The organism is Massilia yuzhufengensis (assembly GCF_900112225.1).
Taxonomy (GTDB): domain Bacteria; phylum Pseudomonadota; class Gammaproteobacteria; order Burkholderiales; family Burkholderiaceae_D; genus Telluria; species Telluria yuzhufengensis.
Genome location: NZ_FOLD01000034.1, coordinates 31,162 through 57,926, shown reverse-complemented (window position 1 = coordinate 57,926; position 26,765 = coordinate 31,162). Strand labels below are relative to the sequence as shown.

General features: G+C 68.1%; 25 protein-coding genes and 1 pseudogene. 14 read left to right on the top strand and 12 right to left on the bottom strand.

Annotation, left to right across the window (positions count from 1 at the left end; all coding sequences use genetic code 11):
• Positions 1 to 273: transposase domain-containing protein (locus BM031_RS21445; protein ID WP_177207855.1), on the bottom strand; the 273-nt coding region annotated here is incomplete at its 3' end.
• 180 nt (positions 274 to 453) lie between these two features.
• Between BM031_RS21445 and BM031_RS21440 the strand changes: the two genes are divergently transcribed.
• On the top strand, positions 454 to 1,206 hold the full coding sequence (locus tag BM031_RS21440; RefSeq protein WP_091876585.1) for a DUF4214 domain-containing protein: 753 nt from the start codon (positions 454 to 456) through the stop codon (positions 1,204 to 1,206).
• 8 nt (positions 1,207 to 1,214) lie between these two features.
• On the opposite strand, the gene BM031_RS21435 is transcribed toward BM031_RS21440, so the two are convergent.
• Positions 1,215 to 1,859: a TetR/AcrR family transcriptional regulator gene (locus BM031_RS21435; protein WP_091876584.1), complete on the bottom strand. Its 645-nt coding sequence runs from the start codon at positions 1,857 to 1,859 to the stop codon at positions 1,215 to 1,217.
• Between the two features lie 67 nt (positions 1,860 to 1,926).
• Here BM031_RS21435 and BM031_RS21430 point away from each other — a divergent pair, with 67 nt between their 5' ends.
• Positions 1,927 to 2,538: a GNAT family N-acetyltransferase gene (locus tag BM031_RS21430; RefSeq protein ID WP_091876583.1), complete on the top strand. Its 612-nt coding sequence runs from the start codon at positions 1,927 to 1,929 to the stop codon at positions 2,536 to 2,538.
• Positions 2,539 to 2,587: 49 nt separating this feature from the next.
• Here BM031_RS21430 and BM031_RS21425 read toward each other — a convergent pair whose 3' ends face one another.
• Positions 2,588 to 2,896, bottom strand: a complete 309-nt coding sequence (locus BM031_RS21425; protein WP_091876582.1) for a hypothetical protein — start codon at positions 2,894 to 2,896, stop codon at positions 2,588 to 2,590.
• Positions 2,897 to 3,172: 276 nt separating this feature from the next.
• Between BM031_RS21425 and BM031_RS26130 the strand changes: the two genes are divergently transcribed.
• A complete protein-coding gene (locus BM031_RS26130) occupies positions 3,173 to 3,517 on the top strand; it encodes a PAS domain-containing protein (RefSeq protein WP_229409122.1) in 345 nt (114 codons plus the stop codon).
• Here the strand turns inward: BM031_RS26130 and BM031_RS26125 are convergent.
• A pseudogene (locus BM031_RS26125) lies at positions 3,457 to 3,756 on the bottom strand (PAS domain-containing protein); the annotation flags it as partial. The gene BM031_RS26130 and the pseudogene BM031_RS26125 sit on opposite strands and share 61 nt — an antisense overlap.
• 313 nt (positions 3,757 to 4,069) lie before the next feature.
• Here BM031_RS26125 and BM031_RS21410 point away from each other — a divergent pair.
• The 9 genes from BM031_RS21410 (at position 4,070) to BM031_RS21370 (ending at position 12,210) form a co-directional block, all read left to right on the top strand.
• Positions 4,070 to 4,639 carry an NAD(P)H-dependent oxidoreductase gene (locus BM031_RS21410; protein ID WP_177207854.1) on the top strand — a complete coding sequence of 190 codons (570 nt, stop codon included), beginning with the start codon at positions 4,070 to 4,072 and terminating at the stop codon, positions 4,637 to 4,639.
• Complete coding sequence (gene kefC / locus BM031_RS21405; RefSeq protein ID WP_091876580.1) at positions 4,629 to 6,422, top strand: glutathione-regulated potassium-efflux system protein KefC; 1,794 nt, start codon at positions 4,629 to 4,631, stop codon at positions 6,420 to 6,422. The genes BM031_RS21410 and kefC overlap by 11 nt, the downstream gene beginning before the upstream one ends.
• Before the next feature lie 188 nt (positions 6,423 to 6,610).
• Entirely contained in the window at positions 6,611 to 7,840 is a 1,230-nt protein-coding gene (gene nhaA / locus BM031_RS21400) for a Na+/H+ antiporter NhaA (protein WP_091876579.1), read from the top strand.
• Position 7,841: 1 nt separating this feature from the next.
• Positions 7,842 to 9,170, top strand: a complete 1,329-nt coding sequence (locus BM031_RS21395; RefSeq protein ID WP_091876578.1) for a TrkH family potassium uptake protein — start codon at positions 7,842 to 7,844, stop codon at positions 9,168 to 9,170.
• Positions 9,171 to 9,213: 43 nt separating this feature from the next.
• On the top strand, positions 9,214 to 9,861 hold the full coding sequence (locus BM031_RS21390; RefSeq protein ID WP_229409113.1) for a potassium channel family protein: 648 nt from the start codon (positions 9,214 to 9,216) through the stop codon (positions 9,859 to 9,861).
• 163 nt (positions 9,862 to 10,024) lie between these two features.
• Positions 10,025 to 10,363, top strand: coding sequence for a PAS domain-containing protein (locus BM031_RS21385; RefSeq protein ID WP_091876576.1), 339 nt, complete (start codon positions 10,025 to 10,027; stop codon positions 10,361 to 10,363).
• Between the two features lie 17 nt (positions 10,364 to 10,380).
• Positions 10,381 to 10,821 (top strand): PAS domain-containing protein, encoded by a 441-nt coding sequence (locus BM031_RS21380; protein ID WP_091876575.1) that lies wholly within the window; start codon positions 10,381 to 10,383, stop codon positions 10,819 to 10,821.
• Positions 10,791 to 11,201: an EAL domain-containing protein gene (locus BM031_RS25680; RefSeq protein WP_307187436.1), complete on the top strand. Its 411-nt coding sequence runs from the start codon at positions 10,791 to 10,793 to the stop codon at positions 11,199 to 11,201. The genes BM031_RS21380 and BM031_RS25680 overlap by 31 nt, the downstream gene beginning before the upstream one ends.
• Positions 11,202 to 11,259: 58 nt before the next feature.
• Complete coding sequence (locus tag BM031_RS21370; protein ID WP_091876573.1) at positions 11,260 to 12,210, top strand: 2-hydroxyacid dehydrogenase; 951 nt, start codon at positions 11,260 to 11,262, stop codon at positions 12,208 to 12,210.
• Here the strand turns inward: BM031_RS21370 and BM031_RS21365 are convergent.
• From BM031_RS21365 to BM031_RS21335, 7 genes are all read right to left on the bottom strand, one after another.
• Positions 12,207 to 13,172 (bottom strand): glycoside hydrolase family 43 protein, encoded by a 966-nt coding sequence (locus BM031_RS21365; RefSeq protein WP_091876572.1) that lies wholly within the window; start codon positions 13,170 to 13,172, stop codon positions 12,207 to 12,209. The two genes, BM031_RS21370 and BM031_RS21365, sit on opposite strands and share 4 nt — an antisense overlap.
• A 22-nt stretch (positions 13,173 to 13,194) precedes the next feature.
• Positions 13,195 to 15,960 carry a TonB-dependent receptor gene (locus tag BM031_RS21360; protein WP_091876571.1) on the bottom strand — a complete coding sequence of 922 codons (2,766 nt, stop codon included), beginning with the start codon at positions 15,958 to 15,960 and terminating at the stop codon, positions 13,195 to 13,197.
• Positions 15,961 to 16,094: 134 nt separating this feature from the next.
• Entirely contained in the window at positions 16,095 to 17,174 is a 1,080-nt protein-coding gene (locus tag BM031_RS21355; RefSeq protein ID WP_229409112.1) for a LacI family DNA-binding transcriptional regulator, read from the bottom strand.
• Positions 17,171 to 18,283: an ABC transporter ATP-binding protein gene (locus tag BM031_RS21350; protein WP_091876570.1), complete on the bottom strand. Its 1,113-nt coding sequence runs from the start codon at positions 18,281 to 18,283 to the stop codon at positions 17,171 to 17,173. Before BM031_RS21350 ends, BM031_RS21355 begins: the two co-directional genes overlap by 4 nt.
• 26 nt (positions 18,284 to 18,309) lie before the next feature.
• Positions 18,310 to 19,143 (bottom strand): carbohydrate ABC transporter permease, encoded by an 834-nt coding sequence (locus tag BM031_RS21345; protein WP_091876569.1) that lies wholly within the window; start codon positions 19,141 to 19,143, stop codon positions 18,310 to 18,312.
• The gene (locus BM031_RS21340; RefSeq protein WP_091876568.1) at positions 19,140 to 20,015 is read right to left on the bottom strand and encodes a carbohydrate ABC transporter permease; all 876 of its coding nucleotides are present in this window, start codon (positions 20,013 to 20,015) and stop codon (positions 19,140 to 19,142) included. The genes BM031_RS21345 and BM031_RS21340 overlap by 4 nt, the downstream gene beginning before the upstream one ends.
• Before the next feature lie 8 nt (positions 20,016 to 20,023).
• Positions 20,024 to 21,319: an extracellular solute-binding protein gene (locus BM031_RS21335; RefSeq protein ID WP_229409111.1), complete on the bottom strand. Its 1,296-nt coding sequence runs from the start codon at positions 21,317 to 21,319 to the stop codon at positions 20,024 to 20,026.
• A gap of 135 nt (positions 21,320 to 21,454) precedes the next feature.
• Between BM031_RS21335 and BM031_RS21330 the strand changes: the two genes are divergently transcribed.
• On the top strand, positions 21,455 to 22,453 hold the full coding sequence (locus tag BM031_RS21330) for a DMT family transporter (RefSeq protein ID WP_091876566.1): 999 nt from the start codon (positions 21,455 to 21,457) through the stop codon (positions 22,451 to 22,453).
• Here BM031_RS21330 and BM031_RS21325 read toward each other — a convergent pair.
• The gene (locus BM031_RS21325; RefSeq protein ID WP_177207852.1) at positions 22,379 to 24,169 is read right to left on the bottom strand and encodes a glycoside hydrolase family 43 protein; all 1,791 of its coding nucleotides are present in this window, start codon (positions 24,167 to 24,169) and stop codon (positions 22,379 to 22,381) included. The two genes, BM031_RS21330 and BM031_RS21325, sit on opposite strands and share 75 nt — an antisense overlap.
• A 285-nt stretch (positions 24,170 to 24,454) precedes the next feature.
• Here BM031_RS21325 and BM031_RS21320 point away from each other — a divergent pair, with 285 nt between their 5' ends.
• A complete protein-coding gene (locus BM031_RS21320) occupies positions 24,455 to 26,719 on the top strand; it encodes a TonB-dependent receptor (protein WP_091876564.1) in 2,265 nt (754 codons plus the stop codon).
• The last annotated feature ends 46 nt before the right edge of the window (positions 26,720 to 26,765 follow it).

Here is a 26,765-nt window from a genome sequence, read left to right as displayed (position 1 = left end):
CGCAGCGCTCTTGCTGACGAATGGCGTCTGTGAATCCGGTATCGCCAAGCCGAGATCGTCCAGCACTTCGCTGATCGATTTGTGCCTGTACAAAGCTAGGGCCACCATAAGCCATACCACCTGCTCGGCAGGCAAGCGTCGATGTCGGATGCTCGTCGCTTCCGTGCTCAGGACCGCCTGCTCGACCCATTCATACGGCAAATGCTCGCCCAGCCTTGCCCAATCGGGAGACTCGAGTTGATTTGCCAGGAAATGGAGGGTGTCGTCGAACATGGCGACGAAGGTTAACAGCGATGCGGAACGTTTACAACGACAAAATAAAAATGCCGTTCAGTCTTAACTGAACGGCATTACGGCCTGGCCGGGCTTTTTTTAGTCCCACCACGCGTGGGGTGCGCCATGGCAATCCCGCAAGCTTATACTTACAGCTGAGACAACAACAGGGAGAACACGATGACCCAGTCCCGCACCCGCTACCTTCACGCCGCGGCGGTATGCACCGCATGCGCCCTCGTCCTGTCCGGCTGCGGCGGCGACGCCGTCGATACCCGGGCCGGCGCCCAGTCGGCAAGCCGCAGCGCCGCGACCGTCACGGCCGAAGCGCAGGCCGCCGAAGAATACGCCGCCGCGCTCCAGCATCTCTATGTCGCCTACTTCGGCCGGCCGGCCGATGTCGGCGGAATGGTGTTCTGGGACCGCCAGTTCAAGCTGTCACGGGCGCCGACCGAACCCGCCGCGCTGGCGGCGCAGTACCGCTGGAATGCGGGGGTGCGCCAGGTGTTCGATGCGTTCTCGAACAGCGCCGAATCGCAGCAGCTATATCCCGGAAATACCCCGATGTTCCTCGATGGGGTGTACCGCAACCTGTTCAACCGCAGCGCCGACCTCCCGGGCCTGGCCTGGTGGACCAATGCGATCGACAACGGACAGATCTCGCGCGCCGAAGCGGCGATGTCGATCATGCTCGGGGCGCAGGGCGACGATGCCGTGGCGGTGCGCAACAAGCTGGCGGTATCGGCCAGCTTCTATCGCCAGATGAGCCTGCGCGTATCGACAGTCCTGGCCTACAACGGCACCCGCGCCAATGAACTGGCGCGCCGGATGCTGGCCCAGGTCGATGCGAAGACCGACCTGGTGGCCTTCGAAGCCATCATCAAGGCGACCATCGACGAACTGGAGCTGCCGATCGTCACTCCCGCCGGCTAACAGCGCCGCTAGCGCGGCGCCGGGGTGGTCCGGCGCCGCGACGCCGAGGCCAGCACGGTACCAAGGCGCAGCGCCGAATCGACCACGGTGTCGATGCCGGGACGGTAGCCGTCCTCGATCCAGCGCAGCGCGATGTGGATCACGCCGCCGACCACGCCGGCCTGCAGCAGTGCGTTCTCGGGTACTCCGGGCGGCGCCACGATGCGCGCCACTTCGCGCCCGATCGCCCGCAGCGCGCCGTCGAAGGCCTGGTCCACCGCCCGGCTCACGCCACGGATCTCGACCAGGAACACGCGCGCCGACTGCGGCTCGTTCTGCAGCGACTCGAAATAGGCGTGCAGCATGGCGCGCGAGCGGGTGATTCGCCCGCGCCCGGCGTCCTGGGCGGCGCGGGTGATCTGCCCCAGCACCGAGTGCACCACGGCGTCGAACGAGTCGATCAGCAAGGCTTCGCTGTTGGCGAACGACTCGTAGAAATAGCGCTCGGTCAGGCCGGCGGCGTCGCACACCGCCTTGACGGTGGCCTGGTGGTAGCCACGCTCGCCGTACACGGCGATGGCGGCGGCGACCAGGCGCGCGCGGCGATCGGCGCGCCGCGCTTCCTGGGACAGGCCACGGTAGGACCGGCTGCTGGTGGTGAGCTGTGCTTTCATCGTTACATTCTACACAGAAACTTGCCATGAAGACTTTGACAATGCAGAGTGTCAACAAAGGGACCGTATGGACGTGATCCGCAGCGCGCGGCTGGTCCTGCGCACCTGGGACACCGCCGACGCGCAGGCGTTCTGGGAACTGAACCAGGATCCGCGCGTCACCGCCTTCCTGCCCGCACCTCCCACGATGGCGCAGGCGGTGGACTTCGTCGCCGCGCAGCAGGCGCTGTTCGACGCCAGCGGCGCCTGCTACTTCGCACTCACACTGGCAGACAGCGGGGAACTGGTGGGGTTTACGGGCCTGAAGCGCCATGACGCCGGCCTGCCAATCGCGCCCTGCACCGACATCGGCTGGCGCCTGGCGGCGCCGCACTGGGGCAAGGGCTATGCGATCGAGGCGGCGCGCGCCTGTATCGGCTTCGGTTTCGGGGATGTACGGCTCGACGAGATCGTGTCCTTCACCGTCTCGGCCAACCTGCGTTCGCGTGCGGTGATGGAGAAGCTGGGCATGCGGGAAGATGCGGGCGGCGCGTTCGAGCACCCGGCGCTGGCGCCCGGGCATCCGCTGTCGCGCCATGTGCTGTACCGGCTCGCCGCCGGGCGGGATTTTACCGTGGTCGGCTCCGCCGACCGCGCGTGCGACCAAAGCGAACGCCGTGGCAACCCTGGCGACGCTTGAACGCGCGGCCGGCGAAGCCGGCCACCCTGCTGGTATGCTTCGCGCGGTCTCAAGGCTTGCGCGGCGGCGATTCCCGTCCACCAGCCTTACCGATCCCCTCCATCCCGGTGCGCACTTCCCCCGACTTGCTGCCGCCGCTGAACGCCTGCTCGGCTTCCTGGTCGGTGGTGTCGCCCGCAAGCAGGTCGTCGGTCCGGCTGGCCGACTGCCGGCTGCCCTGGTCGGCGCCCTTGCCGCCCATGGAACCGGCGTCGCCGGTGCCGCCCGTGCCCATGCTGGCGGCGCTGCCGCTGCCGCCCTTGGTGGTCTGGTCGTAGGTGCGACCCTTGGTGTCCTTGCCTTCGTTTTGCATCGACATGCTGGCCTCCTTCTTTATCTAGACAGGAAGCCATGATAGCCCCGCCCGGGGCGCGCACGAATAGGCCCGCGCCCGCACAGGCTGTAGGATCAGGCCCTCGGCACGCTGCCCTCTTCGGCCATGCTGCGAGGCAAATAGACCCGGACCACGGTGCCCCGGCCCGGCTCGCTGTCGATGGCCAGGTGGCCGCCCGACTGGCGGGCAAAGCCGTAGGCCGACCTGCACCTGGTCCGGAGCCGCTGGACCGAGTCGCTCGCGACGGGCGCCCCGTTCGAGGTGGAGGTGCGGCTGCGCCGCGCCGACGGCAGCTACCGCTGGCACCTGAAGCGCGCCGTGCCCCTGCGCGACGCCGAGGGCAGGGTGAGCGGCTGGATCGGCACCAATACCGACATCGAGGAACAGAAGAACACGGCCCAGCACCACGCCATGCTCAACCGGAACCAGTCCAGCGCGCCGCTCGCGTCGGCCGCCCAGACCTGGTGCGGCATCGCCTGGGCGAAGCTGCGTAACCGCATGTCGCTCGCCGCCAGTGCGCGCTCGGCGCACACCCGCGCCGTCGTCTCGACCACGATGGCGACCACGCCGGCCACCTTGCCCGCCTCGTCGACGATCGGGGAATAGTCGAGGTTGAACCACTGCTGTGCGGACTGGCCGGCGCTGCCCAGGGCCAGCTCCTGGTCGCGGTAGGACAAGGTGCCGCCGGCCAGCACCACGCTCATCATGTGATCGTTGAATTCCACGATCTCGGACCAGCCCTGGCGCACCGGTGCGCCGAGCAGCCCGGGATGGCCCCAGCCGGCTATGCCGCGGTAGGCATCGTTGTAGATCATGACGCCGTCCTGGCCCCACAGGGTGACCATCGGCACCGGCGAGCGCAGGATCAGGCCCACCGTGTTACAGATGACGGGCGGCCAGTGCTCGACCGGCCCCAGCGCGGTGGTGCTCCAGTCGAACTCGTCGATGAGTTTGCCCAGGTCGCCGTCGCCAAGGGCGAAACGCCGGGACCGTGCCGTATCGGGAAGCGCCATGCCGGCCCTGGTTCGTTTATAGAATTGCAATTGTAGTGCTTGGTCGCCGACTATGATACCGCCACACACACCGTCATTACGCACGGCAGGCCAACAGTTCCATTTTCGCAAGGTACAATCTCCCGGTCTCCAACACGACCCTTCCATGACTCCCGATCTCCGCGCCCTGGTCGTCTTCGCCGACCCTTCGCTGCACCGTTCGCGCATCAGCCGCCAGGTGGCCGGCGCCGTCGCCAGCCTGCCCGGCGTGCGGGTGCAGGACCTGTACCAGCTGTACCCCGACTTCTACATCGACGTGCGGCGCGAGCGCGAACTGCTCAAGGCCGCGCCTGTAGTCGTGTTCCTGTTCCAGCTTGGCTGGTACGCCATGCCTTCGCTGCTCAAGGAATGGTTCGACACGGTGTTCAAGCCCGAGTGGGCGGCCGGGCAGCCGGGCCGCCTGCATGGCAAGACCGCTTTCGTGGCGGTGGCCTGCAACAGCTCGGCCGCCGATTACCAGACCGGCGGCCTGCACGGCCGGCCGCTGGCCGACTTCCTGGCGCCGATCGAACAGACCGCCCGGGCTTGCGGCATGGCCTGGCTGCCCCCGCACGTGTTCTACGGCGCCGATGCGGGCGGCGCCGAGGCCGCCACCAATCATGCCGCGGCGCTGCGCGCGCAACTGGCCGCCACCGCCGGCATCGCCACCACCACGGGAGGCGGCCATGGAGCATAGCCTCCTGATCAACGCCCTGGTGTACCTGGCCGCAGCCGTGATCGCGGTCCCCGTCGCCAAGCGGCTTGGCCTGGGCGCGGTGCTTGGCTACCTGCTGGCGGGGATCGCGATCGGCCCCTGGGGCCTGGGCCTGATCCGCGAAGTCGAGACCATCCTGCATTTTTCCGAGTTCGGCGTGGTGCTGCTGCTGTTCGTGATCGGCCTGGAGCTCGAGCCGCGCCGCCTGTGGTCGCTGCGCCGCTCGATCTTCGGCTGGGGCGCGGCGCAGGTAGCGGGCGTCACGGGCCTGCTGCTGCTGGCCGCGGTCCTGGCCGGCGTCGGCTGGAAGACCGCCCTCATCGCGGCCCTCGGCCTGTCGCTGTCGTCCACCGCGATCGCGCTGACCACCATGCAGGAACGCAACCTGCTCCCGACCCCGGCCGGCCAGGCCGGCTTTTCGATCCTGCTGTTCCAGGACATCGCCGCGATCCCGATGATCGCGCTGGTGCCGGTGCTGGGCATGCCCGATTCGCATGCGGACGCCGGCTGGATGGGCGTGCTCAAGGCCGTGGCCGTGATCGCCGGTCTGGTGCTGGCCGGGCGCTTCCTGATCCGCCCGGTGCTGCGTTTCATCGCGCGCACCGGCATGCGCGAGATCTTCACCGCTTTTGCCCTGCTGCTGATCATCTCGATCTCGCTCCTGATGGCCTGGGTGAACATGTCGATGGCGCTCGGCGCCTTCATGGCCGGCGTGCTGCTGGCCGATTCGGAATACCGCCACGCGCTCGAGGCCGACCTCGAACCGTTCAAGGGCCTGCTGCTCGGACTGTTCTTCATCGCGGTGGGCATGTCGGTCGATTTCGGCGTGTTCCTGGCCCAGCCCTGGCGCATCGTGCTGATGGCCGGCATTTTCCTGTCCATCAAGCTGGCGGTGCTGTGGCTGCTGGCGCGCCCGTTCGGCATGCGCGGGCGCCAGCGCGTGCTGTTCGCCTTCCTGCTCTCGCAAGGCGGCGAGTTCGCCTTCGTGGTGTTCGGCGCGTCCGCCACCGCGCGCGTGTTCGATGCCGACACCGCCTCGATGCTGGTGCTGGTGGTGGCGCTGTCGATGATGGCCACGCCGCTGCTGCTCATCCTCTACGACCGGGTGCTGGAACCGCGCTGGCAAAGCCGCAAGCGGCGCGAGGCCGACACCATCGACGCCAACCAGGGCCACGTGATCATCGCCGGCTTCGGGCGCTTCGGCCAGATCGTCGGGCGCCTGCTGCACGCCAACCAGGTGCCGCTGACGATGCTGGACCATGATCCCGACCAGATCGACACGCTGCGCGAGTTCGGCTTCAAGGTGTTCTACGGCGACGCCACCCGCACCGACCTGCTGCACGCGGCGGGCGCGGCCCACGCGCGTGCGCTGGTGCTGTCGATCGACGGCATCGACGACAGCCTGAAGCTGGCCGCCGCGGTGCGCGCCGAGTTCCCGGACCTGCCGATCCTGGCCCGGGCCCGCAACGTGACGCACTACTACCAGCTGATGGACCTGGGCGTGACCGTGATCGAGCGCGAGACCTTCGAGGCGGCGCTGATGCTGGGCCGGCGCGTGATGGAAGAACTGGGCTTCGGCGCCTACCTGGCGCGCCAGGCCGCGATGCGCTTTCGCGAGCACAACCTCAAGAGCGTGCTCGATATCTACCCCTATTACAAGGACCGCCAGCAGTACGCGTCGATGGCGACCCGTGCGCGCGAAGAGCTGCATGCGATGTTCGAGCGCGACTTCGTGGCCATGAAGAACGAAGCCGACGCGGAGTAGGAGGACGCGGCCCGGCGTGTGTGGCCATGCAGACATGAAACAGTTACAATAACGGCTGGGTGTTCGTACCATGCCGGTACGGCAGGATGCGCGATGGTCGGGCCGCCACGCGGCCACCATCACGTCCATGCCCATGACACCACAACTCGCCGTCGCCGCTCCCGCCCCTTCGATTCGGGGGGGCCGCAATGCGTATTGAAAAGCGCCTCTCCACTACCTTCAAGCAGTTCGCCGCGTCCGGCAAGTCCGGCGGCATCGTCCTCATCGCCTGCACGGCCGCCTCGCTGGCCCTGGCCAATTCCCCGATGGGGAGCGCGTGGCTCGGGTTCTGGCAGCAGTATGTCGCCGGCCTGTCGATCGAGCACTGGGTCAACGACGCGCTGATGGCGGTGTTCTTCCTGCTGATCGGCCTGGAGCTCGAGCGCGAACTGCAGAACGGCGAATTGTCCGATCCCCGCAATGCGATCCTGCCGATCGTGGCCGCGGCCGGCGGCATCGCCATCCCGGCACTGATCCACTTCATGCTCAACCGCGCAAGCCCGACCCAGGCCGGGATCGGCATCCCGATGGCGACCGATATCGCGTTTGCGCTCGGCGTGCTGGCCCTGCTCGGCAGCCGCGTGCCGGCCTCGCTGAAGATCTTCCTGACCGCGCTGGCGGTGATGGACGACCTGGGCGCCATCATCGTCATCGCCGTGTTCTATACCGCCGAGCTGTCATGGTCCTACCTGGGCGGGGCACTTGCAGTGTTCGCCGGCCTGCTGGCCATGAACCGCCTGCTGCGCGTGATGTCCCTGTGGCCCTACCTGCTGGGCGGCGCCCTGCTGTGGTTCCTGATGCTCAAGTCGGGCGTGCACGCGACCATCGCCGGCGTCCTGCTTGCCTTTACCATTCCCTTTTCCAGCCTCGAGGACGATGTGGCATCGCCGTCCCACAGGCTCGAAGCCGTGCTGCACAAGCCGGTCGCCTTCCTGATCCTGCCGGTGTTCGCGCTTGCCAATACCGGGATCGTGATCGGCGCCGGCTGGGCCCAGGACCTGCTGTCGCAGAACAGCCTCGGCATCCTGATCGGACTGGTGCTGGGCAAGCCGGCCGGCATCGTCCTGTTCAGCCTGGCAGCGGTGATGCTGGGGCTGTGCCGCCTGCCGCTCGACCTGGCCTGGCGCCATGTGCTGGGCGCGGGACTGCTCGGCGGCATCGGGTTCACGATGTCGATCTTCATTACCAATCTCGCTTTCACCGGGCAGGCCGACGTGATCAACGGGTCGAAGATGGCGATCCTGCTGGCGTCGCTGGTGGCCGGCATGATCGGGTTCGCGTGGCTGAAGTTCCTCGGGGCGCCATTGCCCTCCGATCCCGACACCGACACCCTGGACTTCGACGACGCCCCGTTGCGCGTGGGACGGCAGCAGCGCTGACATGCACGCAATCCTCCATCCGGCACGCGCCGTCACCCTGAGCTTCCTGGCGGTGATCGTGCTGGGCGCGCTGCTGCTGATGCTGCCCCAGGCGCGTCCCGGGGGGGCGGGTGCGCCGCTGCTGGTGGCGTTCTTCACTTCGGTCTCGGCGGTGTGCGTCACCGGCCTGGTCACCGTCGATACCGGCACCTACTGGTCGACCTTCGGGCAGGTGATCATCATGCTGCTGTTCCAGATCGGCGGCTTCGGCATGATGACCGCGGCAACCTTGCTGGGCCTGATGGTCAACCGCTCGGCGCGGCTGCGCACCCGCCTGATGACCCAGACCGAAACCCGTTCGCTCGGCCTGGGCGACGTGCACAGCGTGGCCAGGCTGGTGCTCTACATGACGCTGGCCTGCCAGTCCGCGATCGCGCTGGTGCTGACCCTGCGCCTGGGCCTGGGGCACGGACTGGCATGGCGGGACGCGGCGTGGTCGGGCCTGTTCCACGCGGTTTCGGCGTTCAACAACGCCGGCTTCTCGATCCACCCGGACAGCCTGACCCGCTATGCCGGCGACGCCCTGATCCTGCTCCCAATCCTGCTCGGTTTCATCCTGGGCGGGATCGGCTTTCCTGTGCTGCACGACCTGCGCATGCGCCTGCGCGATCCGCGCCACTGGTCGCTGCATACCAAGCTGACCCTGGCCGGAACGCTGGTGCTGCTGCTGGCCGGCTTCGTCGCGGTCCTGTTGTTCGAGTGGGGCAATCCCCGCACGCTGGGGCCACTCGGGGCGGGCGAGAAAATCCTGAACAGTTTCTTCATCTCGGCCGCGGCCCGCACCTCCGGCTTCAACACGGTCGACATTGCCGCCCTGACCCAGGAAACCTGGGCGCTGCACTACCTCCTGATGTTCATCGGCGGCGGCAGCGCCAGCACCGCCGGCGGCGTCAAGGTGGCAACCGTCGCGGTGCTGTTCCTGCTGGTGGTGGCCGAGGCCAGAGGCCACAGCGATACCGAAGCGTTCGGCCGCCGGGTCGGCGCATCGGCCCAGCGCCAGGCGGTGACGGTACTGGTCATCGGCAGCATCCTGATCGTGCTGGGTACCCTGGCCTTGCTGCGCATGACAGATTTCCCGACCGACCAGATCATTTTCGAAGTCATCGCGGCCTTCAGCACAGCTGGCCTGTCCACAGGCATCACCGCGCAATTGCCCGTGGCGGGCCAGCTGGTTTTGCTGCTATTAATGTTTTTTGGCAGGGTAGGCACGATCACTCTGGCCACGTCGCTGGTCATGGGTGAGCGGCGCATGCCCTACCGCTATCCCGAGGAGCATCCAATTGTTGGGTAGAATTTTCACAGAGCAGTTTGCATTTTCCGCCAGCGATAGTGTCGTGGTTATCGGCCTCGGGCGCTTCGGGGGTGCGGTTGCGCAGTCCCTCGTGCGCCTCGGCCACGACGTGATGGGAATCGACCGCAAGGAAGACCTGGTCCAGGTATGGGGCGACCGCCTGACCCATGCGGTGCAGGCCGACTCGACCAATGAGAATGTCATGCTGCAACTCGGCGTGGCCGATTTCTCGCACGCGATCGTTGCCATCGGCTCGGACCTTGCCGCCAGCCTGATGAGCTTGATGGTGTTGACGGAGCTGGGCATCAAGGACATCTGGGTCAAGGCGATGTCGCCCGAGCATGGGCAGATCGCACAGCGCATCGGCGCCCACCATGTCATCTTCCCGGAGGCCGACATGGGAATGCGCGTTGCGCATCTGATTACCGGACGCATGATGGACTTCATCGAGTTCGAAGACGGTTTTGCCATCGCCAAGATCCATGCGCCGGCCGGCACCCACGACCTGACCCTGGCCGAAGCCCACGTGCGCTCGCGTTTCGGCGTCACGATCGTTGGCGTCAAGCGTGCCAACGAAGACTTCCAGCACGCGCTGCCGGCGACCCGGATCCGCGCGGCCGACCTCCTGATCGTGTCGGGGCCAACCAGGAAGATCGAGGAATTCGCTTCCGGACACCGCAAGGGAAAATGAAGCCCGGGGCGAGGCAAGGTGGGATAGAAACCTGTCTATATAGGCGTGGTATTTCCATCCTGTTCAATAAGTTTCCATCAGCAATGTATATACTGCGCGCTTCAACTTGTCATACAGGTTCGCATGCCTTCAGCGCTGCGACTGGCTTATTTCCTGCACCATCTTGACTATCCTACCTGCCCTGCTCGCCGAAGAAAACTCGGCGCTGATCGACAACGCCCTGGACCTGATGGTCGTGCTCGACGCCACCGGCCACATCCTGCGCGCCAACGCGGCGGCACTGCCCCTGCTCGGCTACGCGCCGGACGAACTGGTGGGACGCCACTACAACGAGGTGGTGCATCCGGAGCAGCGCGAAGAAGCCCTCGGCATCCAGGGCAGCCTGCAGAACGAGTACCCGGAGCGTCCCGACATCCCGCTGCGGATGCGCCGCAGGGACGGGCGCGTGGTGCTGATGTCGATGCCGCGCGCTCGTCCGAGCCGCACCAGCGCATCTTCCTGACCGCGCGCGACGTCACGATGCAGCAGCGCGCCAGCGACGCCCTGCTGCGCTCGGAAGCGGCGCTCAACAGCATGCTCGACAGCATTGGCGACGCCTTCTTCGCCATCGACAGCGACTGGTGCATCACCTACGCCAACCACAAGGCGGGTGACTTCGTGGGCGTCGACCCGGCCAGCGCGATCGGGCGCAAGCTGCTCGAGGTCGCGCCCGACCTGCTGCAATCGCCTTCCCTGCTGCGCTACCAGCACGCGATGGCAACGCGCCAGCCCGAAACCTTAGAGGAATTCTGGGAACCGCGCCAGGTCTGGCTCGAGGCGCGGGTATACCCGAACGCGGACGGCATCTCGGTCTACTTCCACGAGATCACCGCCAAGCGCAACGCCGAGCAGGCGCTGCGCCAGAGCGAGCAGCGCTTCCGCGAAGTTGCCTGCCGCCCGGCTGCCTGGAACTGGAACTGACCGAAAGCGCGCTGATCGAGGACATCGAGCACACTGCTTCGATGCTGCGCGAACTCAAGCGCCTCGGCGTCAGGCTGGCGGTGGACGACTTCGGCACCGGTTATTCCGGCCTGGCCTGCCTGCGCCGCTTCCCGATCGATGTGCTCAAGCTCGACCGCTCGTTCCTGCTGCCGGCCGACGACAACGCGACCACCGTCGACTTCGTGAAGGCCTTCGTCGACATGGCCCACGCGCTGGGCATGGCGGTGGTGGCCGAGGGCGTGGAAACGCCGGAGGCGCTCGATTTCCTGCGCGCCGCGCGCTGCGACCAGGCCCAGGGTTACTACCTGGCGCGGCCGATGCCGCTCGCCGCCCTGCGCGGCGTGATCATGCAGGCGTAGGCAGGCTCCCGGCGCGATTCGTTGTACGATGCTTCATCGACAACAGCAATGGAGTGCCATGAAACCGCCTATCGCGATCCTGGGAACAGTGTGGCCCGACGCGGTGCTGGCCGCCCTGGACCAGCAGTTCACCTGCCACAAGCTCACGCGCATGACGGGCGAGCAGCGGGCCGGCTTCTTCCGCGCGGAGGCGGCGGGCGTGCGCGGCGTGCTCACCACGGGCGTGGCCGGGATCGATGCAGCGCTTGCCGCGCAATTCCCGGCGCTGGAAATCGTCGCCGTGCACGGGGTCGGGCTCGATGCCGTGGCCCTGGAGGCGCTGGCCGCGCGCGGCATCGTCGTCACCAACACGCCGGACGTCCTCACCGACGACGTGGCCGATCTCGCAGTGTCCCTGCTGCTGGCGGCGGCGCGCCGCATTCCGGCGCTGGACCGCTACGTGCGGGCCGGACACTGGGCGGACAAGCGCCCGCTCCAGCCTTCGCGCAGCCTGCGCGGCAAGGTGGCCGGGATCTACGGGTACGGGCGCATCGGCCAGGCGGTGGCGGCGCGCCTGCGGGGCTTCGGCATGGAGATCCGCTACTTCCAGCGCAGCGACGGACCGGAACCGGCGCTGCGCAGTCCCTCGCTGCAGGCCCTGGCAGGGGCCAGCGACTACCTGCTCGTGTGCGCGCCGGGCGGCCCCGCCACCTGCCACGCCGTCGATGCCGCGGTGCTCGACGCGCTGGGCCCGGAAGGCACGCTGGTCAATATCGCGCGCGGCAGCGTGGTGGACGAGGCGGCGCTGGTGGCGGCGCTGGCGTCCAAGCGCCTGGGCGGCGCGGCGCTCGACGTGTTCGAGGACGAGCCGAACGTGCCGGCGGCCTTGACAACACTGGAGAACGTGGTGCTGACGCCGCACGTGGGCAGCCTGACCGTCGAAGCGCGGCTGGCGATGCGCGAGCTCGCCATCGGCAACCTGCTCGCGCATTTTGCCGGCAAGCCGCTTTTGAGTCCGGTCGACGCCTAGACTGCCAGCCCGGACGGCGCAGTCTGCCGCGTGAAGCTCGGGCCGGGCGTGGTGGGCTTGGCGCCCTCCCATACCAGCTGGTCGATGCACATGCGGCGCCCGGTCATGGCGGTGTCCCAGGCATGGTAGACGATCCAGTCCTGGCTGCCGTCGGGCGAGGTGGTGAAGGAGTTGTGGCCCGGCCCGATCACGTTCCCCGCGCGGGAGCGCATGAGCAGCGCCGCGTCGCTGCCGGCCGGGCGCTCGAAGGGTCCGAGCGGATGGTCGGCCACCACGTAGCTGACGCCATAGTTCTCCTTCTCCCAGGCGCCGCCGCTGTAGAAGCAGTAGTATTTTCCGCCATGGACCAGCACCGAGGCGCCCTCCACGGTGTGCCAGTCGTACACGGCGTCGTACATGGCGCGCTGGGTCTTGAACAGGTGCCAGTCCGCATGCGGGCGCGCCACTGTGCGCGGCTGGCCCGCCAGCCGGTCCATGGCATCCAGGCGGTCGACCACGATGCCGGTACCGATACGGTGGTCGTCCTCCAGTTCCAGGAAGTCGACGCAGTAGTACAGGTACCACTGGCCATCCTTGTCGCGGAACGGGTGGGCGTCGATCGAGAACGGCTGGTCCGGCACCAGCAGCACGCCGCGGTCCTGGAACGGGCCGATGGGATCGTTTGACACCGCCACGCGCAGCTGGTGGTTCTTGCCCTCCATGTCGCCGGACGAGTAGTAGAGCCAGAACTGGCCCTCGCTACAGGCCACCTCGGGCGCCCAGAAATGGTCGCTCCCGGCCACCTGCAGCGCGTAGCCGGCGCGATGCCAGTCGACCAGGTCGTTCGACACCAGCACGGGAAAGCGCCCGCCGCCCGGGCCGTCGGGGGCGGTGCCGTAGGCGTAATACCGCCCTTCGTGTTTCAGCACGAAAGGGTCGGCCATGATTTCCGGGTACACCGGATTGCAGTAGGTCTTCAACATATCGTCTCCTGATTGGGCGCCTTCACATCTGGTAGCGCAGGCTCAGGCCATACGTGGTTGGCGTGTAGCGGATGTCGCGCGGGCGGATCGGGTCGCCCAGGTAGCTCTCGTAGCGTTCCCTGGTGAGGTTGATCGCGTCGAAGTTGAGCGACAAGTGCGGCGTGAGCGCGTAGCCGATGCTCAGGTCGACGTAGGTCGAGGCTGCGACGATGCGGTCCTGGCCGAAGCGCGGCTCGGCGATCTGTTCGACGTACTTGCCGCGGCGGGTGGCGGCCAGGCGGCCGGTCCAGCTGCCGCGCTCGTAGAGCAGCGCGAAGTTGTAGCTCTGGCGCGCCACGCCGACCATCCGGGTGCTAGTAAAGGCGCCGCTGTTCAAGCTGGTGCGGGTCTGGTTTTCGCCATCGATCCAGGTGTAATTGAACTGCGCGCCCAGGCCGCTCCACACGCCCGGCAGGAAATCGAAGAATTTCTGGATGCCGAATTCGGCGCCTTTCAGCTTGCCCTTGCCGGAATTCTGCGGGCGGTTGACGCGGTAGGTGACGCCGTTGATGGTTTCGTCCTGCTCGAAGTTCTGCAGGTAGCCGTCGATATCGCGGTGGAACAGCGCGACCTGGGCGAAGCCGTTGTCCTTGAAGTAGTACTCCAGCGTGGCGTCGCTGTTGACCGACTTGGTCGGCGCCAGGTTCGGGTTGCCGGCCGAGCCGGTGCCGGGCGCGTTGACGGTGGGCGGGATCAGGGACAGGGCCGGGTTCAGCTGCGAGAACTCGGGCCGGGTCAGGGTCTTGCCGACGCTCAGGTGCGACTGCAGGCGATCGGTCCAGTTGACCACCGCCGACACGTTGGGCAGGAAGTTGGTTTCGTCGCTGTCCTCGTCGATCGGGGTGACGACATTGCCGACCCGCTGGTTGCCCTGCAGCTGGCGGTCGACCTTCACCAGGCGCCCGCCGACGTTGCCGGTCATGCCGATCGAGCCAAGCGCCGCCTTCCAGCGCGCGCCCAGGTGCAAGGTGGCGGTGCGCTCGCGCTGCTCGAACAGGCGCATCGGATCGTCCGCCACCCGGCCGGCCGGCTGGCCGTAGAAGGCGCGCACGGTGTCGGCCTGGTGGATCAGGAATTCGCGCGAGGGCGTGTACCAGGGGCCGCCCAGGCGGTCCAGACCCGGCACCAGGGTCTGGAACGAGGGGCCGAAGGCGCCGACCGGCGTTGCGCGCAGCGTCGTATTGGGCAGGTCGTTGGCCCGCTCGCCGCTGTGGAAGCTCACGTCGCGGGTGGACAGGCGCAGGCCGCCGGTGAGCGCGGTGATGAAGCCGTCGCCCACGCGGTACACGGCGTCGCTGCGGAACTGGGCCTGCTCGCCACGCGACTCGCCCCAGTTCTGCACCATGCCGCGCAACACGAACTGGTTAGGGTCGCGCAGCGCCGCGCTGGAAGTGGGCGTGGTGACGCTGTTGTAGCCGCCGTGGCCGTCGCGCCCGTAGGTGTAGACCGAGGAGCTGGCGCCCGGGATCTGCTGGTCGACGATCACGGTGTCGTTGATGAAGTCCGAGCGGTTGAAGGCAAGGTTGGTGTCGAGCGACAGCGGACCTTCGCGGTACTTGAGGCCAAAGTTCAGGAAGTGGGTGTCGGTGCGTTCCTTGACGCCCCAGGTGCTGGTGGCGGTGTACGGGTCCCAGTCGTAGGGCCCGTTGAAGCGCGCGGCGGCCGCGTTGGCCGACTGGATCGGGCAGATCACGCCATTGGGCGTGTTGCAGTAGTCGCCCACCGGGGCCATCACCACATTGGTCAGGCGCGGGGTCCAGGTGGCGATGTTGAGGATGTAGTCGACTTCGCTCTCGCCGCGGTAGCCGGTGCCCAGGTACTGGGTGGTCAATTCGAGGGCCGGGCTGATCTTCCACTGGAAGGCCGCATGCATGCTGCCGCGTTCGCGGTCGCCCGCGTTGTAGATGCCACCGATGTTGGGCAATTCGCCCAGGCGGTCGCCCGCGCGCAGCGGCGCGATCGGCTGGTCGTCGTTCAGGCGGATGGCGGTGCCGTCCGGGCTGACCGAAAAGATGCGGTCCGGGCGGTCGACCCATTGCACCGGGAAGGCCCAGTGGTCCTTGTTGTAGGCCAGGTCGACCAGCACGCCCATCTCGCCCACGCCGGTCTGCCAGCGGTTACTGAGCAACAGGCCGCCGCCCGGGTTGTTCTTCGCCTTGCTCGCGCTGCTGCCCTCCACTTCTGTGCGGCGGTTTTCCAGGAAGCCGGTGACGGTGTAGCCCTTGAAGTCGAAGGGCGCGCGCAGGCGGATGTTGACCGCGCCGGCGATGCCGCCCTCGAACTGGTTGGCGGTGGCCGACTTGTACACGTCCAGGCCGGCGATCGATTGCACCGGCAAGTCCTGGTAGGACAGGCGGCGGCCGGTGCCGGTGAAGATCTCGTTGCCGTCGATGGTGGTCGCGACGTCGGGCAAGCCGCGGATGATCACGGTGTTGGTCTCGCCGCGGTCGCGCCCCACCTGCACCCCGGCGATGCGCTGCAGCGCGTCGCCGGCGGCGCGGTCGGGGAACTTGCCGATGTCGTCGGCGTTGATCGAATCCACCACCTGCTCGGCGTCGCGCTTGATCTGTTCGGCCGAGCGAATGCTGCTGCGGATGCCGGTGACCTGCACCGTGGCGATCTCGCCGGCGGCCGGCTGGGCGGCGGGGTCAAGCGTGGCCTGAGTCGACTCCTGGGCGGCGGCAGAGCCGCTGTGGGCGCACAGCAGCAGGACGGCAGCGCAGACTGGGCGGACTTTCAACGTGGTCATCGAGGTCTCCTGAAAACGTTGGCAGTGCCTGCGTCCACCGGATGACAGACGGGCCTGCCGATATTGGAATCAATATTAGTCATAAATTATGACCAATATGGCAAGCTAACCCAGATTGCACCGCCGTGGCGCACTCAAGATGACTGGAAAACGGCCTGCGGCAGGCTTGGCGAGGCCACCGAATCGCGCTCCACCAGAGGGCAATCCATCTTCACGCTGGTGCGCCGGAGCACCCCGCCATTGACCTGGGCGATCAAATTTTCTGCGGCCCAGCGGCCCATTTCGTAGTTTGGCAACAACACTGTGGTGAGCGGAGGCTGGGTGTAGCGGGCAATGTCCTGGTCGTCGTAGCCGACCACCGACACTTGCCGCGGCACCTCCATGCCGCGTTCGCGCACCGCTTCGAGGGCGCCGACCGCCATCAGGTCGTTGGCGCAGAACAGCGCCGTGGGCGGGTCGGGCAGCGCCAGCAATGCCAGCGCGTGGGCGTGGCCGGTACCGACCTGCCAGTCGCCTTCGCGCACCAGGGCCGGGTCGAACGGGATGTCGCGCGTGGACAGGGCCTGGCGGTAGCCCTTGAGGCGCTCGGCCGCCGCTTCGATCCAGCCTTCGCCGTTGACCAGGCCGATGCGGCGGTGGCCGGCGTCGAGCAGATGCATGGTGGCGGCGAAGCCGCCCAGCACCTCGCTCGGCACCACCGACGAATACAGGCGCTCGCGGCGGTCCTGCGGATGGCAATTGAGCAGGACGGTGGGCACCTGGGCTAGACTAGCGGGCAGCGTGACGGCGCGGGTAAAGATGGTGGCGTAGACCACGCCCAGCAGCGCGGGATCGGCCATCACGCGCGCCAGGATCGCCTGTTCGTATTCCGGGTCGCTGCGGGTGGCGAAGACCGACAGCAGGCAGTCGTGCTCCCAGGCGGCGTCGCGCGCGCCGTCGATGGTGAGCATGGCGTGCGGGCTGGTGGAGAGTTCGTCGGTGAGGTAGACGATCAGCTTGCGCGCGTGCGGCGGCTGCAGGTGGCCCATGCGCTCGACCGGATAGCCCAGCTCGCGCGCGATGCGCAGCACCTTGTTGCGCGTCTGCGCCGACACCTTGGCGCCGCTCACCTGGTTGATCACCAGCGACACGGTGGACTGCGACACGCCGGCCAGCTTGGCGATGTCGGTCATCGTGGCCCGGCGGCCGCGGCCAGGCGCGCCGCCCTGGCTCATGCCGGCAGCCCTGCGCGTGGGAAGGCGGCGCCGTCGGCATCGAACAGGTGCCCGTGGGCGTGGTCGAAGGCCAGCAGCACCCGGTCGTCCTGTTCGGGCGCCGCCTCGTCGGCGCGGTACTTCACCGCGATCATGCCGGGCACGTCGTCGGCCTGGACATGGACGATGGTGGCGTCGCCCAGGAATTCCACCAGCACCACCGTGCCGGGAATCCCGCCCTCGACGCCGACCCCATCGTGCACCCGCAGGTGCTCGGGACGCACCCCGAGGGTCACCGGTGCGCCGGGCGCGGCGCGCGTGACATCGGCCGCGACCCGCAGCACCGCCCCGCTAGGCAGGCGCACGTGGGCGGCGCTGCCCTCCTCGCCCGCCAAGGCGCCAGGCAGGAAGTTCATGCGCGGCGAGCCCAGGAAGCCCGCCACGAACTGGTTCACCGGGCGCTCGTACAGCTCCAGCGGCGTGCCGGCCTGCTCGATGCGCCCGCCGTTGAGCACCACGATGCGCTGGCCCAGGGTCATGGCCTCGACCTGGTCGTGGGTCACGTAGATCATGGTGGCGCCCAGCTCCCGGTGCAGGCGCGCCAGCTCGACCCGGGTCTGGCCGCGCAGCGCCGCGTCCAGGTTCGACAAGGGCTCGTCGAACAGGAACACGTCGGGCTGGCGCACGATGGCGCGGCCGATCGCCACGCGCTGGCGCTGCCCGCCCGACAGCGCCTTGGGCCGGCGCTCGAGCAGGTGACCGATTTGCAGGATGGCGGCGGCGCGCGCCACCCGCGCCTGGACCTCGGCGCGCGGCTGGCCGGCCAGCTTCAGGGCGAAGCCCATGTTCTCGGCGACCGTCATGTGCGGGTACAGCGCATAGCTCTGGAATACCATCGCGATGCCGCGCTTGGCCGGCTCGACGTCGCGGCATTCCCGGCCGCCGATCTCCACGCTGCCCTGGCCCGCGTCTTCCAGCCCGGCGACGATGCGCAGCAAGGTCGACTTGCCGCAGCCGGAAGGCCCGACCAGCACCACGAACTCGCCGTCCGCGATGTCGAGGTCGATGCCCTTGAGGACGGGGTTGCCGTCGAATTGTTTGGTGATGCCTTGCAGCCGCACAGATGCCATCGATTCTCCGCTCTTGCTTGGGTAGGTTAGCCTTTGAGGCCGGTGGCGGCCAGGAAGCCGTGGGTGACGCGGCGCTGGAACAGGACATAGGCCAGCGCCACCGGCAGCGCGCCGACCAGCGCCGCGGCCATCAGCTGGGCATAGCGCACCCCGAAGGCGTCGTAGGTCTGGGTCAGGCCCAGCGGGATGGTCATCATGTCGTTCGAGGTGACGATGATGAACGGCCACAGGAAGTTGTTCCATGCCCCGATGAAGGTCACGATCGCCATCGCCCACACGATGTTGCCCGACACCGGCAGGTAGACGCTCCACAGGATGCGCAGCTGCCCGGCGCCGTCCATCGTGGCCGCCTCCCGGAAGTCGGCCGGAATCGCGTCGAAGAACTGCTTGAACACGTAGATGACGACGGGCGCGACCACCTGCGGCAGCACGACGCCGGCGTAGCTGTTGATCAGGCCGAGCCCGTTCATCATCCGGAACAGCGGCACCAGCAGCGCTTCGAAGGGCACCAGGAAGGCCAGCATCGTGATGGCAAACACCAGGCCGCGGCCACGGAAGCGCAACTGCGAGAACGCGTAGGCCGCCATCAGCGAGAGCGCCATCGTCACCACCGTCACCAGGAGCGCTACCAGCGCGCTGTTGAACAGCCAGCGCCCGACATTGCCGGCGGCGAGCACCTTGGCAAATGCAGCCAGGGTCCAGTCCTGCGGCAGCCAGTGGAACACGGCGGACACGGTTTCATGCTCGGGCCGCAGCGCCGTGCTCATGGCCCACAGCAGCGGTGCCACCCACATCGCGGCCAGCAGCAGCGCGGCGAGCGCGCCAACCAGGGTCCATCCAAGGTTCGAACGGTGCTTCATGCGTCCCTCCTTGCCAGCCAGCGCACCAGGCCCGCATGCAGCAGCGACAGCGCGATCACGATCGCGACAAACGCCACCGCGATCGCGGCCGCATAGCCGGCGTCGCTCTGGGTAAAGGCGGTCTCGTACATGTAGTGCAGGGTCACGCGCGTGGTATTGAACGGCCCGCCGGTGGTCATGATGTAGGTCTGGCCGAAGATCTTCATCGACGCGATCAGCTGCAGCACCAGCGCCATGCCCACGACCGGGCGCAGGGCCGGCCAGGTGATGGCGCGGAACAGGGTGAAGCCGCGCGCCCCGTCCAGCGCCGCCGCCTCGTACTGCTCGAGCGGGATGTTGCGCAGCCCGGCCAGGAACATCAGCATATTGAAGCCCACCGTCCACCAGATGGTGCCGATCGCCACCATCGGCATGGCCCAGGTCAGGTCGGCGAACCAGGCGCGCTGCATGCCCAGTACGTAGTTGACCACGCCGGAGGATGGCTGCAGCATCCAGTCGGCGATCAGGGTCATCACCGAGATCGGCAGCACGAAGGGCAGGAAGAAGGCGCCCTGCAGCCAACCGCTGGCGCGCGTGAAGCGGTGCACCAGCAGCGCCATCACCAGGCCCAGCACGGTGAGCGGGACCACGGTGAGCAGGGCAAAATAAAAGGTATTGCCGACTGCGGCCCAGAACGAGGGGTCCTGCACCAGGGTCACATAATTATCGATGCCGATGAATGCATTGGTGCGCGTGAGGCTGCTCTCCGTCAGGCTCATGTAGAAGGTATCGAGCGCCGGCAGGAAGAAGAACAGCAGGAAGGCCAGCGCGAACGGCGCCAGCAGCATGGCGGCGGGCAGCGCGTCGCCGCGCCTGGAATGGGTCAAGGCCATGCAATCCCTCAGTAACGCGGCGCGCGCTTCTTCACCATGCGCGCCGCCTCGGTTTCGAACATGCGCAGCGCCTGCGCCGGTGTCAGCTGCGACGACAGCGCCGCCGGCAGGAACTTCGAGGCCATCGCCTCCAGCGGGCCGGCCGCGCCCATGTACCAGGCGTCGGGGTCGTAGATGACGTTGCGCGGCACCTGCGCATACAGGCGGTTCGGCATCAGGGCCTGCACCGCGGGCGATTCGGCCACGGGCCGGTAGGCCAGTACGTGGCCGCCCTCGGCCCAGCCGAAGGAATGCTTGCTGACAAAGCTCACGAAGCGCATCACCGCGCGCGCCTTGTGCGGCGACATCGGGCGAGCTTCGTTGGCGGGAATGGCGAAGGCGTGCGAGTCGGCCCAGACGCTGTCGTTGCCATACATGCGCGGCAGCGGCACGATGCCGTACTCGAAGCCGAGCGTGCCCTGGCGGGTGGCGCGCACCATTTCGGGCACCTCCCACACGCCGTTGATCATGAAGCCGGCGTTCCCGCCCATGAACTGGCTGGTCGAAGCCGGATAGTCCAGGCCCGGCTGGGCATAGCCCTTGACGAACCACTGGCTGATGCGCGCCAGCGAATCCACGCCGGCCTGGCCATAGGCGAAGCGGCCGTCCTGGATCAGCGGCGCATTGCGCTGGGCCAGCATCGAGATCCACAGGCGCCAGATCGCGTAGGAACTCTGGGCGCTCTCCATCGTCATGCCGGGCCGGCCGGTGGTCTGGCGCACCGCGCGGAACGCGTCGGTCAGCGCATCGATGCCTTCGATCGGCTTCAGGCTGCGGGTCTCGTCCAGCAGGCCGGCCTGCCCGACCAGCGTCTTGTTGTAGTACAGGACCAGCGGGTGCAGGTCGAGCGGGACCGCATAGGTCCGGCCCGCATGCTGGGACTTCTGCCACTGGCGCGGGTAGAAGTCGGCGGGATTAAGGCCTGCGTCGCGCAGTTCGGCGGGCTGGATCGGCCGCAGCACGCCGCCACCAGCGAGGTTGGTCATGCGCGACAGGTGGACCGTGGCCAGGTCCGGCCCGGCGCCCACCACCGAGGAGGTAATCAGCTTGGTGTAGAAGGGTTCGCCCCACTTGAGCGTGGTGCTGACCACGCGCACCTCGCGCTGGCTGGCGTTGAAGCGTTCGACCAGCGCGGACATGCGGGCGCCGTCGCCGCCGCTGAGCAGGGTCCACATGCGGACCTCGACCTGCGCGCGGGCCACCGCGGGCGCGCACAGCAGCGCTGCCAACACTGTGCCGCTAAGGCGCATGGCGATTGGGGTCAAGCCGGTCTCCTGTTTGTTCTGTGTACTTGCGGAACTTTATATGATTGATACTAGCAAATAATTATTAATCGGGGGTGTTCAGATCGCGTTCGTGCCGGCGCGTTAGAATCCTTCTTTTGTCTGGCGCTGCAGGGTATGTGGATTGGTGTGCTGTGCGGCCTGCTGGCCGGCGCGATGTGGGGCCTGGTGTTCATCGTGCCCGAGATCCTGGCGGCGTTTTCGCCGCTGGAACTGGCCGTGGGCCGCTACGTGGCCTATGGCGCGATGGCCTTCGGCCTGCTGCTGCCGCGCCTGAAATCCCTGCTGCGCAGCCTGACCCCGTCCGACTATGCGGCCCTGGTGCGCCATGCGCTGGCCGGGAACATCGTCTATTACATGCTGCTGGCGATGGGCGTGAAGTACGCCGGCGTGGCGCCGACCTCCCTCATCATCGGGATGCTGCCGGTGGTGGTGACCCTGCTGGGCCGCAACGACCACGGCGCCGTGCCGCTGCGGCGCCTGGCGCTGCCGCTGCTGCTGGTCGGCGCCGGCATCGCCTGCATCAACGTCGACAGCTTCGCGCATGCGCCGCCGGGGACATCGACGGGCGACATCGCGCTGGGCGTGCTGTGCGCCATGGGCGCCCTGCTGTGCTGGAGCTGGTACGCGCTCGACAACGCCCGCTACCTCAAGCGCCATCCGCAGTTCTCGAGCAGCCAATGGTCGGCCCTGTTCGGCCTGTCCACCGGCGTGATCGCACTGGTGCTCGGCCTGTGCGCCTGGCTGTTCGCCGAACCGGCGCCGGCAGCGCCGGCGCGCGACTGGCCGCTGTTCTGGACCTGCTGCGTGCTGCTCGCACTGGGCGCCTCGATGATCGGCAATGGCCTGTGGAACGTGGCCAGCCGACGCGTGCCGGTGACGCTGGCCGGGCAGCTGATCCTGTTCGAAACCCTGTTCGCGCTGGCCTACGGCTTCGTGTACCGCGGAACCGGGCCGCGCCCGCTGGAGCTGGCCGCGATCGGACTGCTGGTGGCGGGCGTCACCTGGTCGGTGCGCACCCATCGCGACGAGGCAGGCGGCTCAGCGCAGCCGCGTGACGCTGACCTGGTCGAAGGTGACGGCGTGGCCGCCCCCGCCCATCGCCACCAGGCCTAGCCGGGCCTTGCCGCCCAGCCGGTGGGTCCAGGTGCCGCCCTGCACCCAGCCCTTGCCGTCCTGGTTCGACCAGGCGGTGTAGCGCTCCTCGTCCTTGCCGCGCCGGATCTCGACGCGCAGGCCGGTCCATTCGCCCGGGGTGCCGACCACCGTGTTGCCATAGCGTGGATAGCCGCGCTCCACGGGCGCGAGCTCCTTGCCGAATTCCACCTGGCGCAGGCCGTCGTGGGCCAGCTCCACCAGTTTCACGTAGTTGTCGTCGTCGCGCATCACCACCAGACCGGCCTGCACCGGCAGCGCGCAGCAGTCGAGCGGCGCGTCCAGGCGGATGCGCGCCTCGATCATCAGGTCGCCGTCCGGCAGCGGCGTGGCAAGGACCGCGGCGTTGTTGGTGTCAACGTGCAGGTCGGCCTGTTGGGTGGCCATGCGCAGGCCCGGCTGGCCGGTCGCCCAGCTGCCGGCCGCGCCAGGGCGCACCCACTGCCAGCGCGCATCGAGCGCCGCCCCGGCGAAGCGCTCGCTCCACAGCGGCGCCGCCTTGATCTGCGAATGGCCCACCAGGATCCGGTCCACGCCTGGCCCCTTGCGCAGGGCCGGCGCCGGCTGCGGCGTGTCGGTCGGGCCGCCGCCGCGCGCGATTACGGGCCAGCCGTCGACCCAGTCGATGCGGTCCAGCAGCAGCGGGCGCCGGGTCAGCTTGTCCTCGACGCTGAAGTAGCCCTGGTTGCGGTCCACCGCGTGATAAAAAGTCCACCACTGGCCGGCCGCGTCCTGGAATACGGTGTTGTGGCCGGCGCCGACCCAGCGGTTGCCGTTCTGCGCCAGCACCGGCGAGCCTCCCACGCGCGCGGCCGCCATGTCGTTGCCGTGGCGGTCGAGGAAGGGGCCTTCCGGCGTGGCGGCGCGCCCCACGTAGAGCGCGTAGCCGGTCAGCGGCCCGCGGCAGCAGTCGGTGCTCGAGGCGAACAGGTACCAGTGTTTCCCGTGCCGGACAACCTCCGCACCCTCGTAGCGGTTGGCCGCGCCGATGCGCACCGGGTCGCCCTCGACCCGGAGGCCATCCTTGGCCAGGCGCTGCACGTACAGGCCGCCGCCATAGCTGCCGTAGTACAGGAAGCGCTCGCCCTGGCTGTCTTCGACCACGTCGGGATCGAAGCTCCAGTGGAAGTTGCAGCCGGCGCCAGCGCGGCGCGGCGCCACCACCAGGCGCTCCGACACCTTCCACGGCCCGGCCGGCGCGGCGCTGGTGGCGACTGCGATCGCGCTGTCGTTCTCGCAGCCCTTCTCCGGGCTGTGCCGGTCAGCCACGTCGGTGACGGTGAAGTACAGGTAGTAGCTGCCGTTCTGGTACACCGGCTCGGGCGCCCACAGCCCGGCCTTGGGGCCCGCGATGCCGGCCGGCCGCTGCTCGAAGGCGTCGCGCACGAAGTACCAGTTGACCAGGTCCACCGAACGGTAGACCGGCATCATGCGGAACTTCCAGCCGGCGCCATCGCGCTCCTTGCGGCTCACCGGGTCCATGGTGCAGTACAGGTACCAGACAGTGGGCGAGCTCGTGCGGTCGCGCAGCAGCGAAGGATCGGCGCAGCTTTCGGCCAGGCTGCCGTCGGCCAGGCGCAGCGGCAGCGGATTGCTGTAGGTGGCGCCCTGGGCGGCGGCGCCGGCCGACCACGCCAGCAGCAGCGTGGCCAGGCTAGCGCGTAGGGAATAGATCATGCGGTCTCCTCTTGTTGCTGGAACATAAGCGAAACGACAGCCGTGCGGCGCACGCGTGCGGCCACCGGAAGTTTGCCGACTTGTCCACATTGCCCACCGCAGGCGTTGTGCCAGTGCCAATTTCGGTCCATTTATGTTTTGTAGGACTATTGCCCGTCATCACTACCTGCTAGACTGGCCGGACTTGCATCTTCCCACGCATCAACAGTGCCAAGATAGAAAAACAAGGGCGATGCCGGCGCGCGGGGGAGCGGGGTCACAAGAAAAACGAAGGGGTTGTTTCACATGAATGCACAGCAGGTCCGACCGGCACAGAAGCTGCTGGCCGTCGCGGTTTCGGGCTTGGTCTGCAGCCTCGCGCAGGCGCAGCAGGCGTCTTCCTCCCAGTCACCGGATACAAGCGACAACCAGGTACCCGAAATCGTCGTCACCGCCCAGCGCACCAGCGCGCTCGCTTCGCGCACCCCGGTCGCCATGAGCGTGCTCACGGGCGAGCAGCTGCGCGAACTCGGCGCCGACAACCCGGCCGCGATCGGCCCGATCCTGCCGAACGTGCACATCGACCAGGCTTTTTCGGGCCTGCGCGTGACCATCCGCGGCATCAGCAACAACGACACCACCGACAAGGGCGACCCGTCGGCCGCCTTCATGGTGGACGGCGTCTACATCGCGCGCCCGGCCGGCCAGGGCGCGAACTTCCTCGACGTCGACCGCATCGAGGTGCTGCGCGGCCCGCAGGGCACGCTGTACGGCCGCAACACCACCGCCGGCCTGGTGCACGTGATCTCGAACGCCCCGACCAATCGCCTGGAAGGCGCGGCCGGGGTGGAATTCGGCAGCTACGATAACCGCAAGCTCGATGGCATGCTCAACGTGCCGGTGAACGACGCGCTGGCACTGCGCGCGGCCGTGAGCGTGCGCCGCCAGGACCCGTTCCTGAACAATGGCCAGGGCACGCCGTACCGCGCGGGCATGGACCGCGACGACCGCGATGCGCGCCTGGGCGCGAAGCTGGCCATGGGCGAGGCGACGCTGCTGGTGCGCTACGACCACAGCGAAGTGGCGAACAACAACGACCGCATCGTCCCCGACACCAATTTTTATACCGGCATCGCCGCCGGCGCCCCGGTGTGGCGCGGCAGCGGCAGCGCCGACACCGACGCGCGCCTGACCAATGGCTTCCGCCCGCCGAACATCGCGCCGGTACAGGGCATGCAGGAGCGCCGCGCGCGCGGCCTGGCGGCGGACCTGAGCTGGAACCTGGGCCCGGCCACCGTCTACTACCTGGCCTCGCACCGCGAGCTCGACCAGCAGCTGGTGAACAATTATTACTACCGCCTCACCCCGGCGCTGGCGCTCGGCGTGATCAACACCTACGACGGCGCCAACCGCCAGGACTCGCACGAGCTGCGCATTGCCACCAATGGCGCCGGAGCGCTCGCCGCCCAGGGCGGCCTGTACTACTTTACCGAGGAATCCGACACCTCCTACGCCTTCCAGGGCCTGCGCTCGGTCGGCTTGCCGCCGTATTATGCGTTCCCGCTGGTGACCGAGGCGCGCAGCCGCGCCATGTTCGGCCAGCTGACCTGGCGCGTGCGCGATGGCCTGCGCCTGACGGCCGGCGCGCGCCGCACGCTCGACCGCAAGGGGCGCCTCGGCTCCACCGATTTCCAGCAGGGCCCCGTGTTCAACCCGGCCACCGACCGCCGCCTGCTCAATGCGGCCGAGCTGTCGACCGCGCGCACCACCTGGCGCCTGGGCGCCGAGTTCGACCTGGCGCCGGCGACGCTGGCCTACCTCAGCCTGGCCACCGGCTACAAGGCCGGCGCCTTCAACGACGGCTGCGTGGCCGGCACCACGGCCCTGGGCATCGCCTGCCCGGCCGCGGCCGCCGTCACGCCCGAATTCCTGTACTACCAGCCGGAACAGCTGCGCGCCTGGGAAGCCGGCCTGAAGTCGCGCCTGCTGGGCGGGCGCCTGGCCGTGAACGCCGCCGTGTTCAACTACGACTACACCAACCTGCAACTGACCGGCAATGCGATCGTGGCCGGCGCCCCGCGCCTGCTGACGCGCAATGCGGGCGCCGCGCGCAGCCGCGGGGTGGAGCTCGATGGCGAACTGCGCGTGGGCAGCGGCGGGCGCCTGGCCTATGGCCTGACCCTGCTCGACGCCCATTATGTGCGCTATATGGCCACGCCCGCGGTGTCGTGGGCCGGACGCAAGCTCGATCGCGCGCCCAGCCATGTCCTCACGCTCGGCTACAGCCAGCGCGTGGCCGTGGCCGGCGGCCAGCTCACCGGCGGCGTATTCGCGCGCGCCAGCGGCGAGTACGTGATCGCGGTGCCGAGCCAGCTGCTGACCTACCGCGTGCCCTCGCACACCAGCACCGACGCGACCCTGGGCTGGCAGCCGCAAGCCGCGCGCTGGAGCCTGCTGGCGCGGGTGCGCAATATCGAGGGCAAGGTGCGGCCGGCCATCATCGACAGCTTCGGCATGACCACGCCGACCGCCCCGCGCACGGCCGACCTGCGGCTGGACCTGCGCTTTTGACGACGACCCGGGAGCGCGGCTCCCGTGCCGCATTGACTGTTTCCCC